At 31.9% G+C, this 17,979-nt stretch carries 17 protein-coding genes; 15 read left to right on the forward strand and 2 right to left on the reverse strand.

The window, feature by feature from the left end:
- Nucleotides 1-26 precede the first annotated feature (26 nt).
- From AC1Q51_RS04645 to AC1Q51_RS04660, 4 genes are all read left to right on the forward strand, one after another.
- On the forward strand, nucleotides 27-1,709 hold the full coding sequence (locus tag AC1Q51_RS04645; RefSeq protein ID WP_305926201.1) for an RNaseH domain-containing protein: 1,683 nt from the start codon (nucleotides 27-29) through the stop codon (nucleotides 1,707-1,709).
- Between the two features lie 207 nt (nucleotides 1,710-1,916).
- Nucleotides 1,917-2,684 carry a DUF3959 family protein gene (locus AC1Q51_RS04650; protein ID WP_098834832.1) on the forward strand — a complete coding sequence of 256 codons (768 nt, stop codon included), beginning with the start codon at nucleotides 1,917-1,919 and terminating at the stop codon, nucleotides 2,682-2,684.
- A 139-nt stretch (nucleotides 2,685-2,823) separates the two neighbouring features.
- Entirely contained in the window at nucleotides 2,824-3,240 is a 417-nt protein-coding gene (locus AC1Q51_RS04655; protein ID WP_000905591.1) for a DUF3995 domain-containing protein, read from the forward strand.
- A 120-nt stretch (nucleotides 3,241-3,360) separates the two neighbouring features.
- Nucleotides 3,361-3,564: a hypothetical protein gene (locus tag AC1Q51_RS04660; protein WP_000878368.1), complete on the forward strand. Its 204-nt coding sequence runs from the start codon at nucleotides 3,361-3,363 to the stop codon at nucleotides 3,562-3,564.
- A 327-nt stretch (nucleotides 3,565-3,891) separates the two neighbouring features.
- Here the strand turns inward: AC1Q51_RS04660 and AC1Q51_RS04665 are convergent, their stop codons facing one another.
- A complete protein-coding gene (locus AC1Q51_RS04665; protein WP_000362073.1) occupies nucleotides 3,892-4,104 on the reverse strand; it encodes a hypothetical protein in 213 nt (70 codons plus the stop codon).
- Nucleotides 4,105-4,312: 208 nt separating this feature from the next.
- On the opposite strand from AC1Q51_RS04665, the gene AC1Q51_RS04670 reads away from it, so the two are divergent.
- From AC1Q51_RS04670 to AC1Q51_RS04695, 6 genes are all read left to right on the forward strand, one after another.
- Complete coding sequence (locus tag AC1Q51_RS04670; protein ID WP_000565684.1) at nucleotides 4,313-5,317, forward strand: DUF1835 domain-containing protein; 1,005 nt, start codon at nucleotides 4,313-4,315, stop codon at nucleotides 5,315-5,317.
- 145 nt (nucleotides 5,318-5,462) lie between these two features.
- Nucleotides 5,463-5,867 carry a hypothetical protein gene (locus tag AC1Q51_RS04675; protein WP_000282687.1) on the forward strand — a complete coding sequence of 135 codons (405 nt, stop codon included), beginning with the start codon at nucleotides 5,463-5,465 and terminating at the stop codon, nucleotides 5,865-5,867.
- A gap of 160 nt (nucleotides 5,868-6,027) precedes the next feature.
- Nucleotides 6,028-7,263, forward strand: a complete 1,236-nt coding sequence (locus AC1Q51_RS04680) for a cytochrome P450 family protein (protein WP_305926187.1) — start codon at nucleotides 6,028-6,030, stop codon at nucleotides 7,261-7,263.
- A gap of 267 nt (nucleotides 7,264-7,530) precedes the next feature.
- Nucleotides 7,531-8,814, forward strand: a complete 1,284-nt coding sequence (locus AC1Q51_RS04685) for an MFS transporter (protein WP_000106403.1) — start codon at nucleotides 7,531-7,533, stop codon at nucleotides 8,812-8,814.
- Nucleotides 8,804-9,436: a Vat family streptogramin A O-acetyltransferase gene (locus AC1Q51_RS04690; RefSeq protein WP_090977958.1), complete on the forward strand. Its 633-nt coding sequence runs from the start codon at nucleotides 8,804-8,806 to the stop codon at nucleotides 9,434-9,436. The genes AC1Q51_RS04685 and AC1Q51_RS04690 overlap by 11 nt, the downstream gene beginning before the upstream one ends.
- Before the next feature lie 70 nt (nucleotides 9,437-9,506).
- Nucleotides 9,507-9,662: a DUF1540 domain-containing protein gene (locus tag AC1Q51_RS04695; protein WP_000046095.1), complete on the forward strand. Its 156-nt coding sequence runs from the start codon at nucleotides 9,507-9,509 to the stop codon at nucleotides 9,660-9,662.
- Between the two features lie 102 nt (nucleotides 9,663-9,764).
- Here AC1Q51_RS04695 and AC1Q51_RS04700 read toward each other — a convergent pair whose 3' ends face one another.
- Nucleotides 9,765-10,262 carry a PadR family transcriptional regulator gene (locus tag AC1Q51_RS04700; RefSeq protein WP_000289121.1) on the reverse strand — a complete coding sequence of 166 codons (498 nt, stop codon included), beginning with the start codon at nucleotides 10,260-10,262 and terminating at the stop codon, nucleotides 9,765-9,767.
- A gap of 140 nt (nucleotides 10,263-10,402) precedes the next feature.
- On the opposite strand from AC1Q51_RS04700, the gene AC1Q51_RS04705 reads away from it, so the two are divergent.
- The 5 genes from AC1Q51_RS04705 to AC1Q51_RS04725 all read left to right on the forward strand — a co-directional run bounded on the left by AC1Q51_RS04705 (nucleotide 10,403) and on the right by AC1Q51_RS04725 (nucleotide 17,938).
- On the forward strand, nucleotides 10,403-11,617 hold the full coding sequence (locus AC1Q51_RS04705; RefSeq protein WP_065228912.1) for a cytochrome P450: 1,215 nt from the start codon (nucleotides 10,403-10,405) through the stop codon (nucleotides 11,615-11,617).
- A 108-nt stretch (nucleotides 11,618-11,725) separates the two neighbouring features.
- Nucleotides 11,726-12,304: a cysteine dioxygenase family protein gene (locus AC1Q51_RS04710; RefSeq protein WP_090977956.1), complete on the forward strand. Its 579-nt coding sequence runs from the start codon at nucleotides 11,726-11,728 to the stop codon at nucleotides 12,302-12,304.
- A 175-nt stretch (nucleotides 12,305-12,479) separates the two neighbouring features.
- Nucleotides 12,480-13,331, forward strand: a complete 852-nt coding sequence (locus AC1Q51_RS04715; RefSeq protein ID WP_000766387.1) for a Cof-type HAD-IIB family hydrolase — start codon at nucleotides 12,480-12,482, stop codon at nucleotides 13,329-13,331.
- A 458-nt stretch (nucleotides 13,332-13,789) separates the two neighbouring features.
- Nucleotides 13,790-15,577 carry an ATP-binding protein gene (locus AC1Q51_RS04720; RefSeq protein WP_100910227.1) on the forward strand — a complete coding sequence of 596 codons (1,788 nt, stop codon included), beginning with the start codon at nucleotides 13,790-13,792 and terminating at the stop codon, nucleotides 15,575-15,577.
- Between the two features lie 234 nt (nucleotides 15,578-15,811).
- Complete coding sequence (locus AC1Q51_RS04725; protein ID WP_305926188.1) at nucleotides 15,812-17,938, forward strand: peptidoglycan D,D-transpeptidase FtsI family protein; 2,127 nt, start codon at nucleotides 15,812-15,814, stop codon at nucleotides 17,936-17,938.
- Nucleotides 17,939-17,979: the final 41 nt, after the last annotated feature.

Consider the following 17,979-nt stretch of genomic DNA (forward strand, 5'->3'; position numbering starts at 1 on the left):
TTTTAAGACGAAAACGAGGCATGATATTGATTTCTACCTCAGAGTTTGCGTCAAATAATAAAAAAATACGGTTTGTAAAACTAAAAATACAACAAGCTACAACCGGCATGAAATGGATTAAGATATTTAGAAATTTAAAAGATGATTTTCAAATAGGGGGAGAGGTGGATTTAGACCATATTCTCCAATATCCGAAAGATTATATTGTAGGAGAAAATAAAAGGGTGTTATTTCCATACAATGAGAGAATTTATAAAGTTCAAGGTACTAAAATAGAACCGGGTATAACAGTAAAGGAAAGAGAGTATTTATTTAAAGAATTTCAGCGTAAATTCTCTTATTTCACAATACTTCCAGAATGTAAAAAGGTAGCTACAAATAACAAAAATGAATTATTTCCTTTATTTGCACCAAAAGGATTAGAAACATTAATATTAGAAGTTTGGTCTGAAAATATAGCGCTGGAAATAGAACAAGCATTACTTGATAGCGAAATTGTTTTGACTAAAGTTGGTGAAAATTCTTATGTATTGAATACAGATTTTCCAGTGTTATTAAAGATTGTGAGATACAATATTGAAAAGGTGTTACAAAATCCATATAAAATGCAATATTGCCAAAAATATAAAACAAATCTTGTAGATGATGTTAAGAAAGCTGTCTATGCTACCGCGGGTAAGCGCAGTGATGCGACATTAGCATTAATCGCGATGAAAAATTGTGATGGACGCGAAAAAATTGATCCAAAACAAATCATTAGAGAGGGATTTGCACGAACAAACCGTATTTCAACATTTATTAATTTATTTATAGGCCAAAATGTATCTCGTAAAACAATTGTAAATAGTGTTTTTAGTCTATTAGAACAAAAAGGATTTTTGAGGCGTAGTTGGAATAAGATAAATCTACCTTGTACATATGTTAGTTTATCAATTGAACGAATATCGAAATTCGATTTCTTACCTATTTTTTCAAAAATAAAAGGAAAAGAAATTTTATATAAATTATATGGGAGTACAGAGTGGCAAACGATTGATTACGTATTATTAAATATAAATAAACATAATGCATTTTTACAACAACCATCAAAGAGAAATGATATGGGAGCTCTTTTTAAACAATATGTTTTCGAAACATTAATGGAAATTGTACAATATGCAAAAGAAAAAAATAAACAAGTTTACTTCATTGTAGATGCAAATTTGAGAAAATATTGGATAAAAGAGTTACAAAATAAAGAAATTAATATAGATATTTTACCTGATATTGTTCCAGAGGTGTTAAAGGTTCCAAATTTAAATATTATTAGAATAAATACAGGTTTTGATGTACCAAGTTACGGTGTAATAGAATCTGATGATGCTCTAGATAGCATTGGCTTATATGCAGATCAAAAAGGGATGTATTATAGCACTGGTGAATATTCACTTAATTGTAGTGAGATTTTTCAGCGATATATACTTGAAATTCTACCATTAGGTGTAAAACCTGTAGAAAGGGATTATATCGCTAAAATGATACATTACATGTGCTGTAATTCTAGTATGCTTTCGAAAAAGAATGTACACATGACATATTCCATGCATATGGAAAAGATAATAAAGAGTTATATTACTGACATAGATGCAAGAGAGTTTAAAGAATTTAATGATGAATTGGATGTAGATGTAGTAAAAGTAGAAAAGAAAGATTCAATTATTCTACTTTAAATACTTGTAAACAAATCCTGCTCGTTATATCGATCAGGATTTGTCATTTTTTTATGTAAATAAGGATATCCTTTGTCAAGTATCTTTTCGTTTACATATTTACTTTATGTGCAGACAGGATTAATATGTTTTTTAGAAATACAAAAACTATTTCATATGGAAAAACGATTTTTATTAATTGAAAAAATTTGAAAGGAATGGGGAATTGTGAAGAAATTAGATGTGCTCTTAATGCTACTGAGCGGCCTCTTTCCAATTGCAGGACTTACAAAGCAAATCCCTCTAGAACAATCTATATATATTGGAGGGCTTTTATTTTTTACTAGTTTCGGTAGTTATTTTGCTAAAAAGATGTATTCACGTATATGCAGCTGGATAGCGTATGCGCCATTTATAACATTACTGTTAGTTATTTGGCATCAGGATATTGCAACAAGCTCAATCATAGCAAATGCGAAAATTGCTGCATGTGTCGCGTTAATTCCATGTTTATTCCGTTTTCGTACATATGGACTTACTTTGGGCTTATTCTCATTATGGGCCGCTTTACTATGGGATATAAAAGAAGTACAGTCGTTAGTCATACTTGAACGCATAACGAGTTTAATGACAAGCCATTATGTATATATATTACTATTAATTGGAGGACTTGTAATAGGAGGATTACTCGCGATGTTCATTCACCGCAAAGAGAAAGATAATAATAAAGAAAATATAAATCTACTTGGACCAAAAAAGAAATACAAAAGATTATCATTTAAGATTCGTCTTCCAAGATTACCGAAATTAAGGATAAAACTATTTAAGTTTGGTGGAAAAGAATCTAAAAGTAAAATGCCAGAAAAAATCCATGAGTATAAGTACGAAGAACCAGTTGCAACATATGAAATGACAGAGCAAATAGATCCATACAAAGAAAATGCAGTTCAAGGTCAAACAAGGATGGAACGCCGAAGAAATAGGTATAATGCATAATGAAGTTTAATAACCCCGTAATGACTTATCTTAATATTGATGAATCATTACGGTTTTTTTATGTAATGAAATGAAGGTTGCTATTGCGGAGGGGAATAGCATATTTTATAGATAGGAACTAAAATAAGGGGAGGATAAAATGCTTATCATTACATATATATCTGTTTGTATATTATTCTTAGTTAGCTTTTTACATGTATATTGGGCTTTCGGAGGTAATTGGGGGACAAATAGTGTTATTCCAACTAAATCAGGGGAAAAGGCGTTTACACCTCGCGCCGGAATGACATTGTTCATTGCATTATTATTAAGTATGGCAGCAATAATTTTGTTGCAACAAGCAAAAATTTTTCATTTTGCAGTTCCTAATGTTATTATTCAAGTCGGTTCCTGGATTTGTATGATCGTCTTTTCTATTAGAGTAATTGGTGAGTTTAATTATTTTGGTATCTTTAAACGACAAAAAGATACACACTTTGCTAGAATGGATACCGGTTTATATATTCCACTTTGTGCATTTTTATCTTTATCTTTCTTATTAGCAATAATTTTGTGAGTAAATAATAGTAGCTGCTTTTCTCAAAATACATGTAAACGTGAGAAATCTAAGGGTAAATAAAAAGGATGTAAGCGCCTTCTTGTCGAAATGTAAATTATTATGAAAGGCGGTGACACTATGAAGTATGTAAAAGTTAGTATGAATGGTGGAAGTGAACATAAATTCTCAATGACTTTAGATCGGTTTGAAGAACTTATTACTGCAGAGAATGGGATATTAGAAAATAAATTAGTATGTATTGAAAATGTAATGATTAATCCTACTAATATATCTTCTGTAGTTGAAAAAATTGGTGTACCGGCTAAGTTTATGGAAGCTTAAAATGTTAGATAAAAAACATCCATTGGGGATGTTTTTTAATTTATAAATATGATAATCGTACAGTAAATATTTGAGTAGATTTTATAGCAATGATTATGCATATATTAAGTACCTGAACATGGTGCTTAATACATGCACGAAATAATAAGTACAAGCATATATTATGTAGTAGGACAAGATCTTCGTGTCCTACTTAATACTCAGAAAAAACCTCTAATCACATAAGAGCGGCCAATTGCAGGGTGCTCTTATTTTTTATGAAAATCTACTACGAGCCTTATTTTATAGTAGGATGCAATAATAAAGGGCTATTTTGAAATAGTGTTTTTAGCCTTTAATTTTAAATTTATCTTTAACGTTAATAAATATTAAAAATAATATGATAGCAGAAATTAAGTTAGATAAGTAGAAATCTTGATGAAACAGTAGTTCGAAGATGACATAGAAAGTAACGAATAAGGCGATAGTAGGTAGTATGCAAATAAATATAAATCTCCAATTTTTTAAGTAATGTTTATAATTTGTAAGTACTTTATCCATAAATATAGCTCCTATATTTTTGTTTTTATATAATTATACATTTAGATACAAAGATTTTCAAAGTAAAATATTTAGCAATTCAAAAATATAAGGAAAGCTTTTGTTGAAAATCCAGATTGCTGTAGCAATCTGGATTTGACTTTAAAGAACTATACTAAAATGATACACTATAATCTACGTTATTTTTGAAATGAATAGAGGGATTTGTGTGATAGATAAAATTAAAAATGCTGTAGAGGATATGTACGAAGATGAGGCTAAAGATTTACTTCAAAGTATTCTCATACAGTTAAACTTATTAGAAGAAAACTACAGTGAAGATACAATTAAAAATTTGATGGATATTCCGAAACAATTAACAAGTAATCCTACTTATAAAAGGAATGTAAAAGAAAGTACGCACATACATATTGCTTTTGATGATTCAACGGCTGGTTGCTTAAAATATATGTTAAGTCAAGAAGAATTATTTGAAGAGAGTGTTGTTGCTTTTTCGGAATTCTTTTCAATTGGACCGATATATAGGTTGCATACGAATGAGGGGCAACTAGCAAGACAGAAGTGGTTAATAAATAACTTAACTGCTTATGATAGTTATTTTGAAGAAGAATATTTATCAAGATTTATAGCAACTATAGAAGAACTACATACTATTCCTGTTGAAACGCCTATTACAATTTGGAAGGCTGATAATGCACATGAACATGTAGGCTTAAGTTTTGTAATGGCACAATTAAAGGATAAGAAAAACATTCGAGTTATTAATACGTCTGAAGCAAGTAGAGAAATATTAAAACAAGAGTATGATATTCGTGGAACGGGAGAATTACCACCTGAAAGTTTAGCTCTATTCCAAAAAAGTTTTATAAAGCTACCTTATTTAACTGAAGAGAAGCGCATGAAGTTTGAAAATGAGTGGGATAGATTATCGGAAAGCATAGAATGTTTAAGAGTTTGGAAAGAAAATGAAGTGCATTCTGTACAGGAAGATTATTTTGATCAATTTATAATTGAATGCGCCAAAAGTGTGGGTGCTGATCGAGAGTTCCTTAAAGCTCCTAGAGTAATTGGTGAAGCACTTGGTCTTGTTGAACAATTAGTTGGAGATACTTTCTTAGAATATCGCTTGAAACAATTAATTAAACAAGAAGTATTTGAATTTGAAGGTTCGTTAGATGAAATGCGTTTTTATAGTGTGAAGTTAAGGAAATAATAAACACATTCTATTTTTGAAAGGCTCGTATTTTTAATAATACGAGCTTTTTAAGTTGAATTTGGGCTATACATAAGCTTCCCAGAGAGGGCATATCACATATGAATGGTAAAGGTAATGAATGAAAAGAAGGTGATTTGTTAATATGTATAACCAACAAAATTATCCATATGATCAAGCGATGTATTATAATCCACAAAACTACGGGTATGAACCTACAAATGAAGTGAGAGATATTGAACAAGAAGATTACAGACCAGATGATGCAGAAGATGCTCCAACGTCACCACCACCGTCACAGGCGCCGTCGTTACCGTCTACATTTGCTTCTCCGGCACAACCAGGTAATATGAAATCATGGATGTGTAACTGTCTAGGAAGATGGGGCTATTTACGCTTACATCGTCCTGGTCCTTTCGGAAGGGACTTATGGTTTTTTCCGACTGAAGTGAGAAGAAATGGAGTGTCAGGTTACACGTGGCAAGGTGGTCGTCGTCGTAAAGTAAGTTATCGCTATCAACAAATTAGTAATTTTATGTGCTTCGCATAAAGAGAAGTGGGAGAGTGAAACGATTTTACTCTCTCACTTTTTAATTTTTCAATATACGAAGTAAGATTTTGATTAAAAATTTACAATTTTCACGTTTTTATTAGAGTATAATGCATATGTTGGGTTGGTTTTCAAAAACAAATGAGAGTGAGGGAATACAATGTCAATGAAAAACAAAGTTGGGTTAAGCATAGAGGATGGCATTAATTTAGCTTCAGCTCAGTTTAAAGAAGATGCGTATGAAATTTATAAAGAATCGCGAAAAAAACAACCTATATTATTTGTAAACCAAGTTGAAATCGGTAAAGAATGGCTCATTACTAGATATGAAGATGCTCTGCCACTTTTAAAAGATAATCGTTTAAAAAAAGATTGGACAAATGTGTTTTCTCAAGATATAAAGAACATGTATCTTTCCGTTGATAATAGTGACCACTTAACAACACATATGCTAAATTCAGATCCACCTAACCACAGTCGTTTACGATCTTTAGTTCAAAAAGCTTTTACACCGAAGATGATTGCACAATTAGACGGAAGAATTGAGAGAATAGCAGATGATTTGATAAGTGATATAGAGCGAAAAGGTAAATTAAATCTTGTGGATGATTATTCATTTCCGTTACCAATTATTGTAATAAGTGAGATGCTCGGTATTCCAAAAGAAGATCAAGCGAAATTTAGAATTTGGTCTCATGCTGTTATTGCATCACCAGAAACACCTGAAGAAATAAAAGAGACCGAAAAACAACTATCTGAGTTTATTACATATCTTCAATATTTAGTTGATATGAAACGAAAAGAGCCAAAAGAAGACTTAGTGAGTGCTTTAATACTTGCAGAGAGTGAAGGGCATAAACTTAGCGCTCGGGAACTATATTCAATGATAATGCTATTAATTGTAGCAGGTCACGAGACGACAGTGAATTTAATTACAAATACGGTATTAGCACTTCTTGAAAATCCAAATCAATTACAGTTATTAAAAGATAATCCAAAACTAATTGATTCGGCTATTGAGGAAGGATTGCGTTATTATTCTCCAGTTGAGGTTACAACTGCAAGATGGGCAGCGGAACCTTTTCAAATTCACGACCGAACAATCGAAAAAGGAGATATGGTTGTCATTGCCTTAGCTTCTGCAAACCGTGATGAAACTGTATTTGAAAACCCAGAAGTATTCGATATTACTCGGGAAAATAATCGTCATATTGCGTTTGGTCATGGTAGCCATTTCTGCTTAGGAGCTCCACTTGCGAGGTTAGAAGCAAAGATTGCTATTACTAATTTGTTTAATCGAATGCCTGAACTAAAAATAAAAGGGAATCGTGAAGAAATTAAATGGCAAGGTAACTATTTAATGCGTTCTTTAGAGGAATTGCCTTTAACTTTCTAGAATAGTTAAAAGGAGACATGCATACATCGAAAATGATTTACATAGAGTATGTATGTGTTATTTAAATTCGAAACGGAAGGGTGAAGACATCCCAATGATCAACTAATTCTATTTGTAAGAGATCTTCGTTAAAAAACGAAATATTCTTCTGAATAGGGTTAGTCTGTACATTTATAGAAAAGGGATGTATTTCGCTCTGCGAATATATAGTCTTTTTATATGATTTGTGCTGCCTCCTGTTCAGAACATGAAATAGGAGGCTTTTTTATGTCGACAAATGTAGTAACGAAACAAAACAATGGGGTATCACAAGTATTAAAAAATCGGTTTGTTCAAGGGATTTTAGCATCAGCATTATTTTTACAAATAGGAATATGGGTTCGAAACTTTGCGGTATTACTATATGTAATGGAAATGACAAAAGGTGATGCTTTTGCTATTTCGATGATTTCAGTTGCTGAATTCGCTCCAATTTTTATTTTTTCATTTATTGGCGGTACTTTTGCTGATAGGTGGAAGCCAAAGAAGACAATGATATGGTGTGAAACGTTAAGTTCCATTTCAGTATTCGCTGTATTAATTACGCTTATGTTTGGAACGTGGAAAATTGTGTTTTTTGTGACACTCATCTCTGCAATCCTTTCACAGTTTTCACAACCATCTGGAATGAAATTGTTTAAACAACATTTATCAACGGAACAAATTCAATTAGCAATGTCTATATATCAAACGATATTTGCAATATTTATGGTATTAGGACCAATACTAGGGACATTTATCTTTCATAGTTTTGGAATTTATATTTCAATCATCATAACAGGTATCTCGTTTTTACTTGCGGCAGTTGTATTGTTATTCCTTCCGAAAGATCTTGAAAACGACGTAGAAAAGAAAGGTATCACTCTGTTGCAGGAGATGAAGGATGGTATTAAGTATGTCAAAAAGAAAAAAGCATTAACTTTGCTAGGGCTTTGTTTTATGGCTGCAGGACTAGGTATAGGATTAATTCAGCCATTAGGTATATTTATTGTGACTGAGCAGTTAGGATTATCAAAAGAGAGTTTACAGTGGCTACTAACAGTAAATGGTGCGGGAATGATTGTTGGCGGAGCATTAGCAATGGTATTTGCGAAAAACGTTGCTCCGCAAAAGATGTTAATTATCGGTATGCTTGGTCAAGCAATTGGTATTGGCATTATAGGATATTCTACAAATTTATGGGTGACACTTACAGCGCAGCTTTTTAGTGGTTTAGCTCTTCCGTGTATCCAAATTGGTATTAATACGCTTATTATTCAAAATAGCGATACCGATTTTATAGGTCGTGTAAATGGTATTTTAAGTCCGCTTTTTACCGGTTCAATGGTAGTAACGATGAGTATAGCTGGCTCATTAAAAGAGATGTTTTCATTAAGTATGATGTATGAAGGGACGGCTTTACTTTTTATAATTGGATTATTGTTTATTTTACCTATATACAATTTAAAGCCAGTAATAGCGGTAGAAAGTGAAATAAGTGGTAAAGGAAGTGCCGTACAAAATGAATCCTAATCCAAATGTTAAATACCCTATTGAAGGAAATCAAAACGTTCAATTTATAAAAAATATAATAACAAAACCTAATATACTTGTTGGTGAATATTCTTATTATGATGCGAAAGATGGAGAAACATTTGAAGATCGAGTATTACATCATTATGAATTTCTTGGAGATCGTCTTACTATTGGAAAGTTTTGTTGTATTGCATCTGGAGTTAAATTTATTATGAACGGAGCGAATCATCGGATGGATGGATTTTCGGCATATCCATTTAATATATTTGGAAATGGGTGGGAGAAGTATACACCTAGTTTGTCTGATTTACCTTATAAAGGTGATACAGTTATAGGAAATGACGTTTGGATTGGTATGGATACAACAATTATGCCCGGAATAAAAATAGGGGATGGTGCAATCATTGCAGCTAAATCTGTTGTGACTAGAGACGTCGCACCATATACAATTGTTGGTGGAAACCCTGCAAATAAAATAAAAGAGAGATTTTCAAATGAAATAATTCAAGAATTATTGCAAATTCAATGGTGGCATTTTGATATTGAAAAAATAACTGGAAATATTGATGCTATTGTACGCGGAGATATTGAACCATTAAGAAAGCTAAAAAGGGAATGAAAAATGGATGACAAATAGTATCATACCTCCGAATTTTGTTAATGATAATAGAACAAGGAGGTGTGATACTATGGCACAAGACGTTTTATGTGAAGTAAACAACTGTAAATTTTGGGCGAACGGTAATAAATGTAGTGCAGAGGCAATTTACGTAGTAAGTCATAAAGGTAAACATGCATCTACAACGGAAGAAACAGATTGCAAAACATTCGATCCAGAAGTGTAAATTCTTTAAGGGTAGCCAAATCGTGGTTGCCCTTTTATTAATCATATTATTGATAATAAATATCATTTTCATTCATTAATTTTAGCTTTTTTTGTTATTTTTTCATATTTTCTTCATAAGTGATGTAATCCAACTCAATTCATGTTCAATTCGTGATTTACTAAATTCAATGACTTCAGTGATAAAGGGTGAGGTAACCTCTAGAGACTGAATAGCGGTAAGTTGATTATGTAGTACGTTTTGACGTACAGTCAAAATCTCTTTTCTAGCTTCATATTCAAGTTTTTCAAATAGCGCGATACGAACAAGAAATTCTGCATTATTTGTCGCAAGTTTTTCGGGAAACTCTCGTAACATTTCAGAAAAAATTTCTTCTCCTGTTTCTGTTATATCGTACATATTTCGGTTTGGTTTTCCAACTTGTTTATGTATTTTTTTCGTTATAGCACCCATATTTTCAAAGCGCCTAAGGGCAGGGTAAAGCATGTTGTGATTTAATTCAAAATTCTCACCTAAACGATTTTGAACATTTTTTTTGATTTCATATCCATGTTTTGGTCCGGTCGTTAATTCTGCTAGTAGTAAAATGTCAACGTACATAAAAATCCCCCTTATATATTTCTCAAGTTCTCTAATGAAAAATCCCCTTTAGTATATGTTAAAATAACATATGATAGTTTATACAACTTTGAACTGCCGACCTATCACTTTTATTGTAAAAGAAAAGGGAGGAAAGAACTATGGCTTCACCTGAAAATGTTATTTTAGTTCATGAAATTTCAAAGCTGAAAACAAAAGAAGAATTATGGAATCCATATGAATGGTATCGTTTGATGAGGGATAATCACCCAGTTCATTATGATGAAGAGCAGGATGTATGGAATGTTTTTTTATATGATGATGTAAATCGTGTTTTATCAGATTATCGCTTATTTTCAAGTAGAAGGGAGCGCAGACAATTCTCAATCCCTCCTTTAGAAACTAGAATAAATATAAACTCTACAGATCCACCAGAACATCGCAATGTACGTTCCATTGTTTCTAAGGCATTTACTCCAAGAAGTTTAGAACAGTGGAAACCTCGAATACAGGCTATCGCAGATGAACTTGTACAACATATCGAAAAATGTAGTGAAGTTAATATCGTTGAACAGTTTGCTGCACCTTTACCTGTTACCGTTATTTCTGATTTATTAGGAGTCCCAACAACAGATCGTAAAAAAATTAAAGAATGGTCTGATATTTTATTTATGCCGTATAGTAAAGAAAAGTTTAATGATCTGGATGCTGAGAAAGGGATAGCATTAAATGAATTCAAAGCATACCTTCTACCGATTGTTCAGGAAAAGAGATATCATTTAACCGATGATATCATTTCTGATTTAATTCGAGCTGAATATGAAGGCGAAAGATTAACCGATGAAGAAATTGTAACCTTTTCATTAGGTTTACTAGCAGCTGGGAATGAAACCACTACAAATTTAATTATTAATAGCTTTTATTGCTTTTTAGTAGATTCACCTGGAATTTATGAAGAGTTAAGAAAAGAACCTAACTTAATTTCAAAAGCGATTGAGGAAGTATTACGCTATCGCTTTCCTGTTACATTAGCCCGGAGGATTACAGGGGATACAAATATATTTGGTTCTTTAATGAAAAAGGATCAGATGATTGTTGCGTGGGTTAGTGCAGCGAATTTAGACGAGAAAAAATTTTCACAAGCCTCTCAATTTAATGTACATCGAACAGGAAATGAAAAGCATTTAACCTTTGGGAAAGGTCCTCACTTTTGCTTAGGAGCACCACTTGCACGTTTAGAGGCTGAGATTGCATTAACTACCTTTATAAATGCTTTTGAAAAAATAGAGCTATCTCCATCTTTCTGTTTAGAAAAATGTATATTGGAAAATGAACAAACATTAAAATACTTACCTATTCGATTGAAAGCTAAATAAAAATCTTAACAAGGTGCATACATTTGCATCTTGTTTTTTGTTTCTCAATTGTGAGTTTTCGGTAATCACCTTAATATGGAATTGTATAAAACGTAGAGGAGGATTCTTATGTTGACTTGTAATGGAAGTAAATCATTTCAAAAGTTTATTAAAGGTGTTACAGATCTTATGGAAAACGGTTTATTTGAAGAAGAAATAGTGTGTGGCATTGAAAAGTTACTAGAAGAACTTTTAGAAAAGAAAACATGGCTTCCGTTAGATAAACAGAAGGCCAATTTGACTCAATATGCACGACATTTATTGTATGAAGATCCGCTCAAACGTTTTGAAGTACTGGCTCTCGTATGGAGAGATGGACAATCTACACCTTTACATGATCATGACGGCACATGGGGCGTAGAAGGCGTTTTTTCAGGAAGGATTATGGTGCAGAACTTTATACAAACGAAACAACTTGGAAATTCACTTGTTTATTTAACACATACAGGAAATCTTTATTTGGGAGAAGGAGAAACAGATAAAGTAATTCCACCAGCGGATTGTCATATTCTTGAAATTAGCAAAAATGAAAGCGTTATTACGATTCATGTCTATGGAAAACGGTTAGAAAAGTTTAAAGTATATATCCCAACTGAAGAAAAAAATGTGTACATGTGTGAGACAAAATACATTAGTTATAATTCATAGTTTAAAATCCAAAGCTTTTTTAAAAAGAAAAGCTTTGGATTTTATTTTTAATTATTTCTTGACCTGAAACGCTTTTCATAAATTATAAATAAGAAGTACCTCACGAGGATTGTATGAAAACGATACCTAATAATTAATTAGAACTCGTGTATTTATAGAAAGTGGTGAAGAAATAATGAAATTAATCGCAATTGATTTAGATGGAACTCTTCTTTCGGGGAATAAAATGATAAGTAAAGAAAATGCAGAAGCAATTCGAACATGTCAAGAAGCTGGCCATGTTGTAGCAATTTGTACAGGACGTTCTATTGTTGACATTGAGCGATTATTGTTAGAAGTTGATTTAGAGTGTCCAATCATTGCGGAAAATGGTGCTCTTATATATAAAGATAAAAAAATGATGAAGAGATATCCAATTCAAAATATGCAGGCACTTGAAATTGTAGAATATCTTGAAGAGAATGGTTTATATTATCAGCTTTATACTGATAAAGGTGTGTACGTACCAGATTATGGAGTAGAGAGTGTACGTAATGAAATTGAGTATGTGAAGAATTCAAAAGAAAATTTCGACTTGAAAGAGTTAGAAACAATCGCAGCATTATATCTTGAGCATACAGCGTTTCATAGTGCGGAAAGTTGTAAACCAATTGTAGAAACAGATATACATGTGCATAAACTATTACCATTTTCTTATGAAATTGAGAAATTAAAAAAACTCAAAGAAACATTTCTTCATAATACAGATTTAGCAATTACATCTTCATATTGGCACAATTTAGAGATTAATCATCGAGATGCTCAAAAAGGGAATGGATTATATACTTTAGCAGAACATCTTAATATTCCGGTTGAAAACACTGTAGCGATAGGTGATGGGCTAAACGATGTTTCTATGATGGAAAAAGCGAACATATCAATTGCAATGGGGAATGCAGTTGAAGAAATAAAAGCAATGTGTAAATACGAAACGTTATCAAATGAAGAACATGGTGTGGCACATGCTTTATATAAATATGTAATGTAATTAAAAAAAGAAAAAAGAAAAAAGAATCCAAATGGATTCTTTTTTCTTTTTATTAGGGGTAAGGTATTCTATGAGATTCATAGAAGCCTTATTACATTTTATTATATAGAATATATTGGAATAAATGTTTATATTTTTCATAAAAATTGTGAATATTTTATGAACTTTATACTTATTGCATGTTTATACCGCTATTAGTGACGCGTATGACTCTCAAGTGAAAGTTCAGTGAATGTAAGGAGGAATTCAAGTTACCTAGACAATAAATGAGGAATGAACGAAATATATACTAATTAAAGGTGTATTCAGTATATATATTCTTTTCTTGTTTTAATTGAAAAATAAAATTTGTTCGAATAATTATTCTACAGCTATATACCTACACTAGCTTTCTTCGTATAATGGAGAAGTATGAATTTTAGATTTGTATTAATTTTACATATTGAGGTGAAAAAAGAATGAATTCGCGGCTAATGGAACTTATTGATGTGAGTACAATAGAAACCATGGCAGAACAATTTTATAAATTAACTAACATATCACATCAACTTCTTGATGCTGAAAAAGAGTGTGTTTTTTCATTCGGAATGAATGAGATAAAAAAGAGTAAACTTCCAAAGATTGAAATCCCCATTTTCTTATACAATCAACATTTAGGATCTTTTGTTGTATGGTCCAAAAAAAGTGAAATTTTCAGTTGTCAAAAATACTTTGAAATGCTCTCAAGTTTAATTTTAGATGGTGCAATAAAGGTATTTCAAAGTAAAAATACAACGTTGCTTTCTCGGAAAGAGGAGGAACTACATACGATTTTACAAAACATGCCTGTTATGGTCGATGCGCTTGATTATAATGGAGATTTTGTTTTGTGGAACCGAGAATGTGAAATCGTAACAGGTTATACCGCTGAAGAAATAATTGGAAATCCAAATGCACTGCAATTATTGTATCCTGATCATAATTATCGCCAGCAAATACAAAAGAAATTTTTAACTTGTGGAAAAAATTTCAGAGATTGGGAAATGCACTTAACATGTAAAAATGGTGAAATCAAAACAATAATGTGGTCGAATATATCAGAACAGTTTCCTGTAACAGGATATAGTTATTGGGCTGTTGGTGTAGATATTACGCATTTAAAAGCGATAGAAGAGCAGTTAAAACAACAAACATCTGAACTTGAATTAATTTTTAAAGCTTTACCAGATTTATGTTTCTTAACAGAAGATGATGGCACGATTATTGATTACAAGGCAGGATCTCCTACGAAGTTTTACGTACCCGCAGAAGCTTTTATGGGAAAAAAGTTTTACGAAGTATTACCACCTTCAGTAGCGCAGCAGTTTCAGGAAGCCATTAATCAAGTGAAGGAAAAAGGAACGAATGTAATTGTAGAATATCCACTCACACTTAATGGAAGTATTGATTTCTTTGAAGCTAGGTGTTTACCATTATTACGTGATAAAATTATGATTATTATACGCGACATTACAGAGCGAAAAAAGACAGAAGAATTGTTAAACAAATCAGATACGCTTGCAGCAATTGGTCAATTAGCAGCTGGCGTGGCTCATGAAGTAAGAAATCCTTTAACTGTAATTAAAGGTTTTATACAGTTATTCCAAATTAATAAAGAAGATCAAGAAAGATATTTTGATCTTATGCTTTCTGAAATTGAAAGGATAGAAGCAATCCTACAAGAATTTCTATCAATCGCTAAAACAGATGAGATAAATACAGAAAAGAAAAATATTTATCAAATTTTTAAAAATGTCGTATCGTTAATGAATACAAAAGCAATTATGACAAATATTCAAGTTGAACTATTTACGGATGACAAAGATATAATTATTGAATGCTCAGAAAATCAATTGAAACAAGTATTTATTAATATTTTGCAAAATTCAATCGAAGCTATGCCAAATGGTGGGGAAATTTCAATTCACATAAAAGAAATAAATGATGATGGTGTCATTATTCATGTAATAGATGAAGGAATAGGAATACCTGAAGAAAGAATTAAGAGATTAGGTGAACCTTTTTATAGTACGAAAGAAAAAGGGACTGGTATTGGATTAATGTTAAGTTATAAAATTATTGAAAGTCATCAAGGGACAATTAGTATCATGAGTGAGGTTGGTGTCGGGACAACAGTAACTATTTACTTACCGAAAGTACTAAGTAAACAATCTCTTTCTAATTGTGACGACAAATGTATACCAATACGCACTAGTAGTAATTCTTAAATCAATTAATACCCAATAACAAAGCGATTAGTGAAAACTAAGCTTTTTGTTATTGGGTATTTTTTATATTTAATTTAGTAAACTTTACCTTTTCTTTACCTTTGTTTTAATTTCTATTAAGTTTTAAACATTATATTAATATTTGTACAAAGCAATGTATAGAAATTGTACATTACTTTTAATATAGAAATGTGATTATTATTTGAAATATTGTAAGGAGGAGATTATGACAAAGTGAAAAAGCAAGAGAAGAAAAGTGGTAGAGTAGTACCTCTCCGGTTAAATATTTTATTCCTTTGTGTATTTTTATTATTTTCTGGCATTATTATTCAGTTAGGGAAAGTGCAAATTTTTCATGGAGAAACATATAAAAATGAAGTAGAGAAGAGAGAAAATGCAACCGTGGGCCTTTCTGTACCACGTGGGAAAATATTTGATCGTGAAGGAAATCCAGTAGTTGATAATAAGTCTTTACGTACGATTACATATACAAAGGTGAAAGGTGTAAAACAAGAAGAAATATTAAAATCAGCAAGACAACTTGCAGATATTATTGAAATGCCACAAGAAGATATAGATAAGTTAACTGAGACTGATAAGAAAGACTTTTGGATGCAATTAAATCCAGAACTTGCTCAAGACTTAGTATCAAAAAAAGAAATAGATAAGTTCCGAGATAAGGATATTACCGGAAAAGAGCTAGACAAAAAAATAGAAGATTTAAAAAGGAAACGCGTTACAGATAAAAATCTTCAAGAACTAACGGCTAAAGATATAGAAGTGTTAGCTATTAAAAGTAAAATGACCTCAGGTTTTCAAATGGCACCTCAAATTATTAAAAAGGACGTTAGTGAACAGGAATATGCGGTGATTAGTGAAAATTTAGCGAACCTTCCAGGAGTAGACGCATCAGTTGATTGGGAGAGAATCTATGTAAATGATGGATTATTCCGTTCTGTCCTTGGTAACGTTTCAAATGCTGATGAAGGATTGCCACGTGAACGATTAGATTATTATTTAGTGCGTGATTATAGCCGAAATGATAGGGTCGGCAAAAGTTATATCGAACAGCAATACGAAGATGTACTTCATGGTACAAAAAAAGAAGTAAGAAGCATTGCTGATAAACAAGGAAATACTATTAGAACGGAAACGGTTTCGGAAGGAAAAAGCGGTAAAAATTTAACTTTAACAATAGATATGGAATTGCAAAAAAAAGTAGAGGAGAGCATAGAAAAAATATTAAAACAATATAAAGGATCAGAATCAATGTTAGACCGTGCTTTCGTAGTGATGATGAATCCTAAAAATGGCCAAGTATTATCAATGGCTGGGAAAAGGCTTGTAGAAAAAGATGGGAAAATGGAAGTAGAAGATTATGCTTTAGGCACGCTGACAAGTTCATATGAGCTTGGATCAACGGTTAAAGGTGCGACAGTGTTAACAGGGTTTGAAACAAATGCAATAACTCCTGGGACACATTTTTATGATGCACCTATGAAGTTTAAAGGAACTAAGGAAAAGAAGTCTTGGAAAAATTTTGGTGATATAGACGATCTAAGAGCGTTACAAGTTTCTTCAAACGTTTATATGTTTAATATAGCATTAAAAATTGCTGGTGTGGATTATGTGAAAAATAGTTCACTAGATATTAAACAAGAATATTTTGATAAAATGAGATATTATTTCAGGCAATTTGGACTAGGTGTACAAACTGGTATTGATTTACCGAATGAAACTGCAGGACAAATTGGAAGAAAAGATAATCAGCCTGGTTTCTTATTAGATTATTCTATTGGACAATATGATACATATACACCACTTCAGCTTGCACAATATATTTCGACTATCGCAAATGGAGGGTATCGAATGAAACCACAAATTGTTCAAGAGATTAGAGAACAAACCGTTCAAAAAGATGAGGTTGGTAAAGTAGTACAATCAATAGAACCCGTTGTTTTAAATAGAATCGATATGAAACAAGAATATATTAATCAAGTAAAAGAAGGATTTAGAAAAGTATTTCAAGACGGAGATGGAACGGGAGTAAGAGCGTTCCAAAAAGCACCATATAAACCAGCTGGTAAAACAGGGACCGCACAAACTGTATATGGTGGAGAAAATGAAATTGGGCGAAATGAGAAAGGCGACCGTAGAGAATGTTATAACTTAACATTAGCTGGATATGCGCCATATGATGATCCAGAAGTAGCATTTTCTGTTGTAGTACCGTGGGTTGAAAATGATAAATCGGGCATTAACTCCGATATTGGAAAAGAAGTTTTAGATGCTTATTTTGATTTGAAAAATAAGCGATTAACTGGTGAAGCGCAAAAAACAGATAACTCTAAAGAGAATTAAAATGGACGAAACGTCTCTAGCATTCATGTGAACTAGAGGCG

This window comes from Bacillus sp. MT94 (assembly GCF_058792475.1).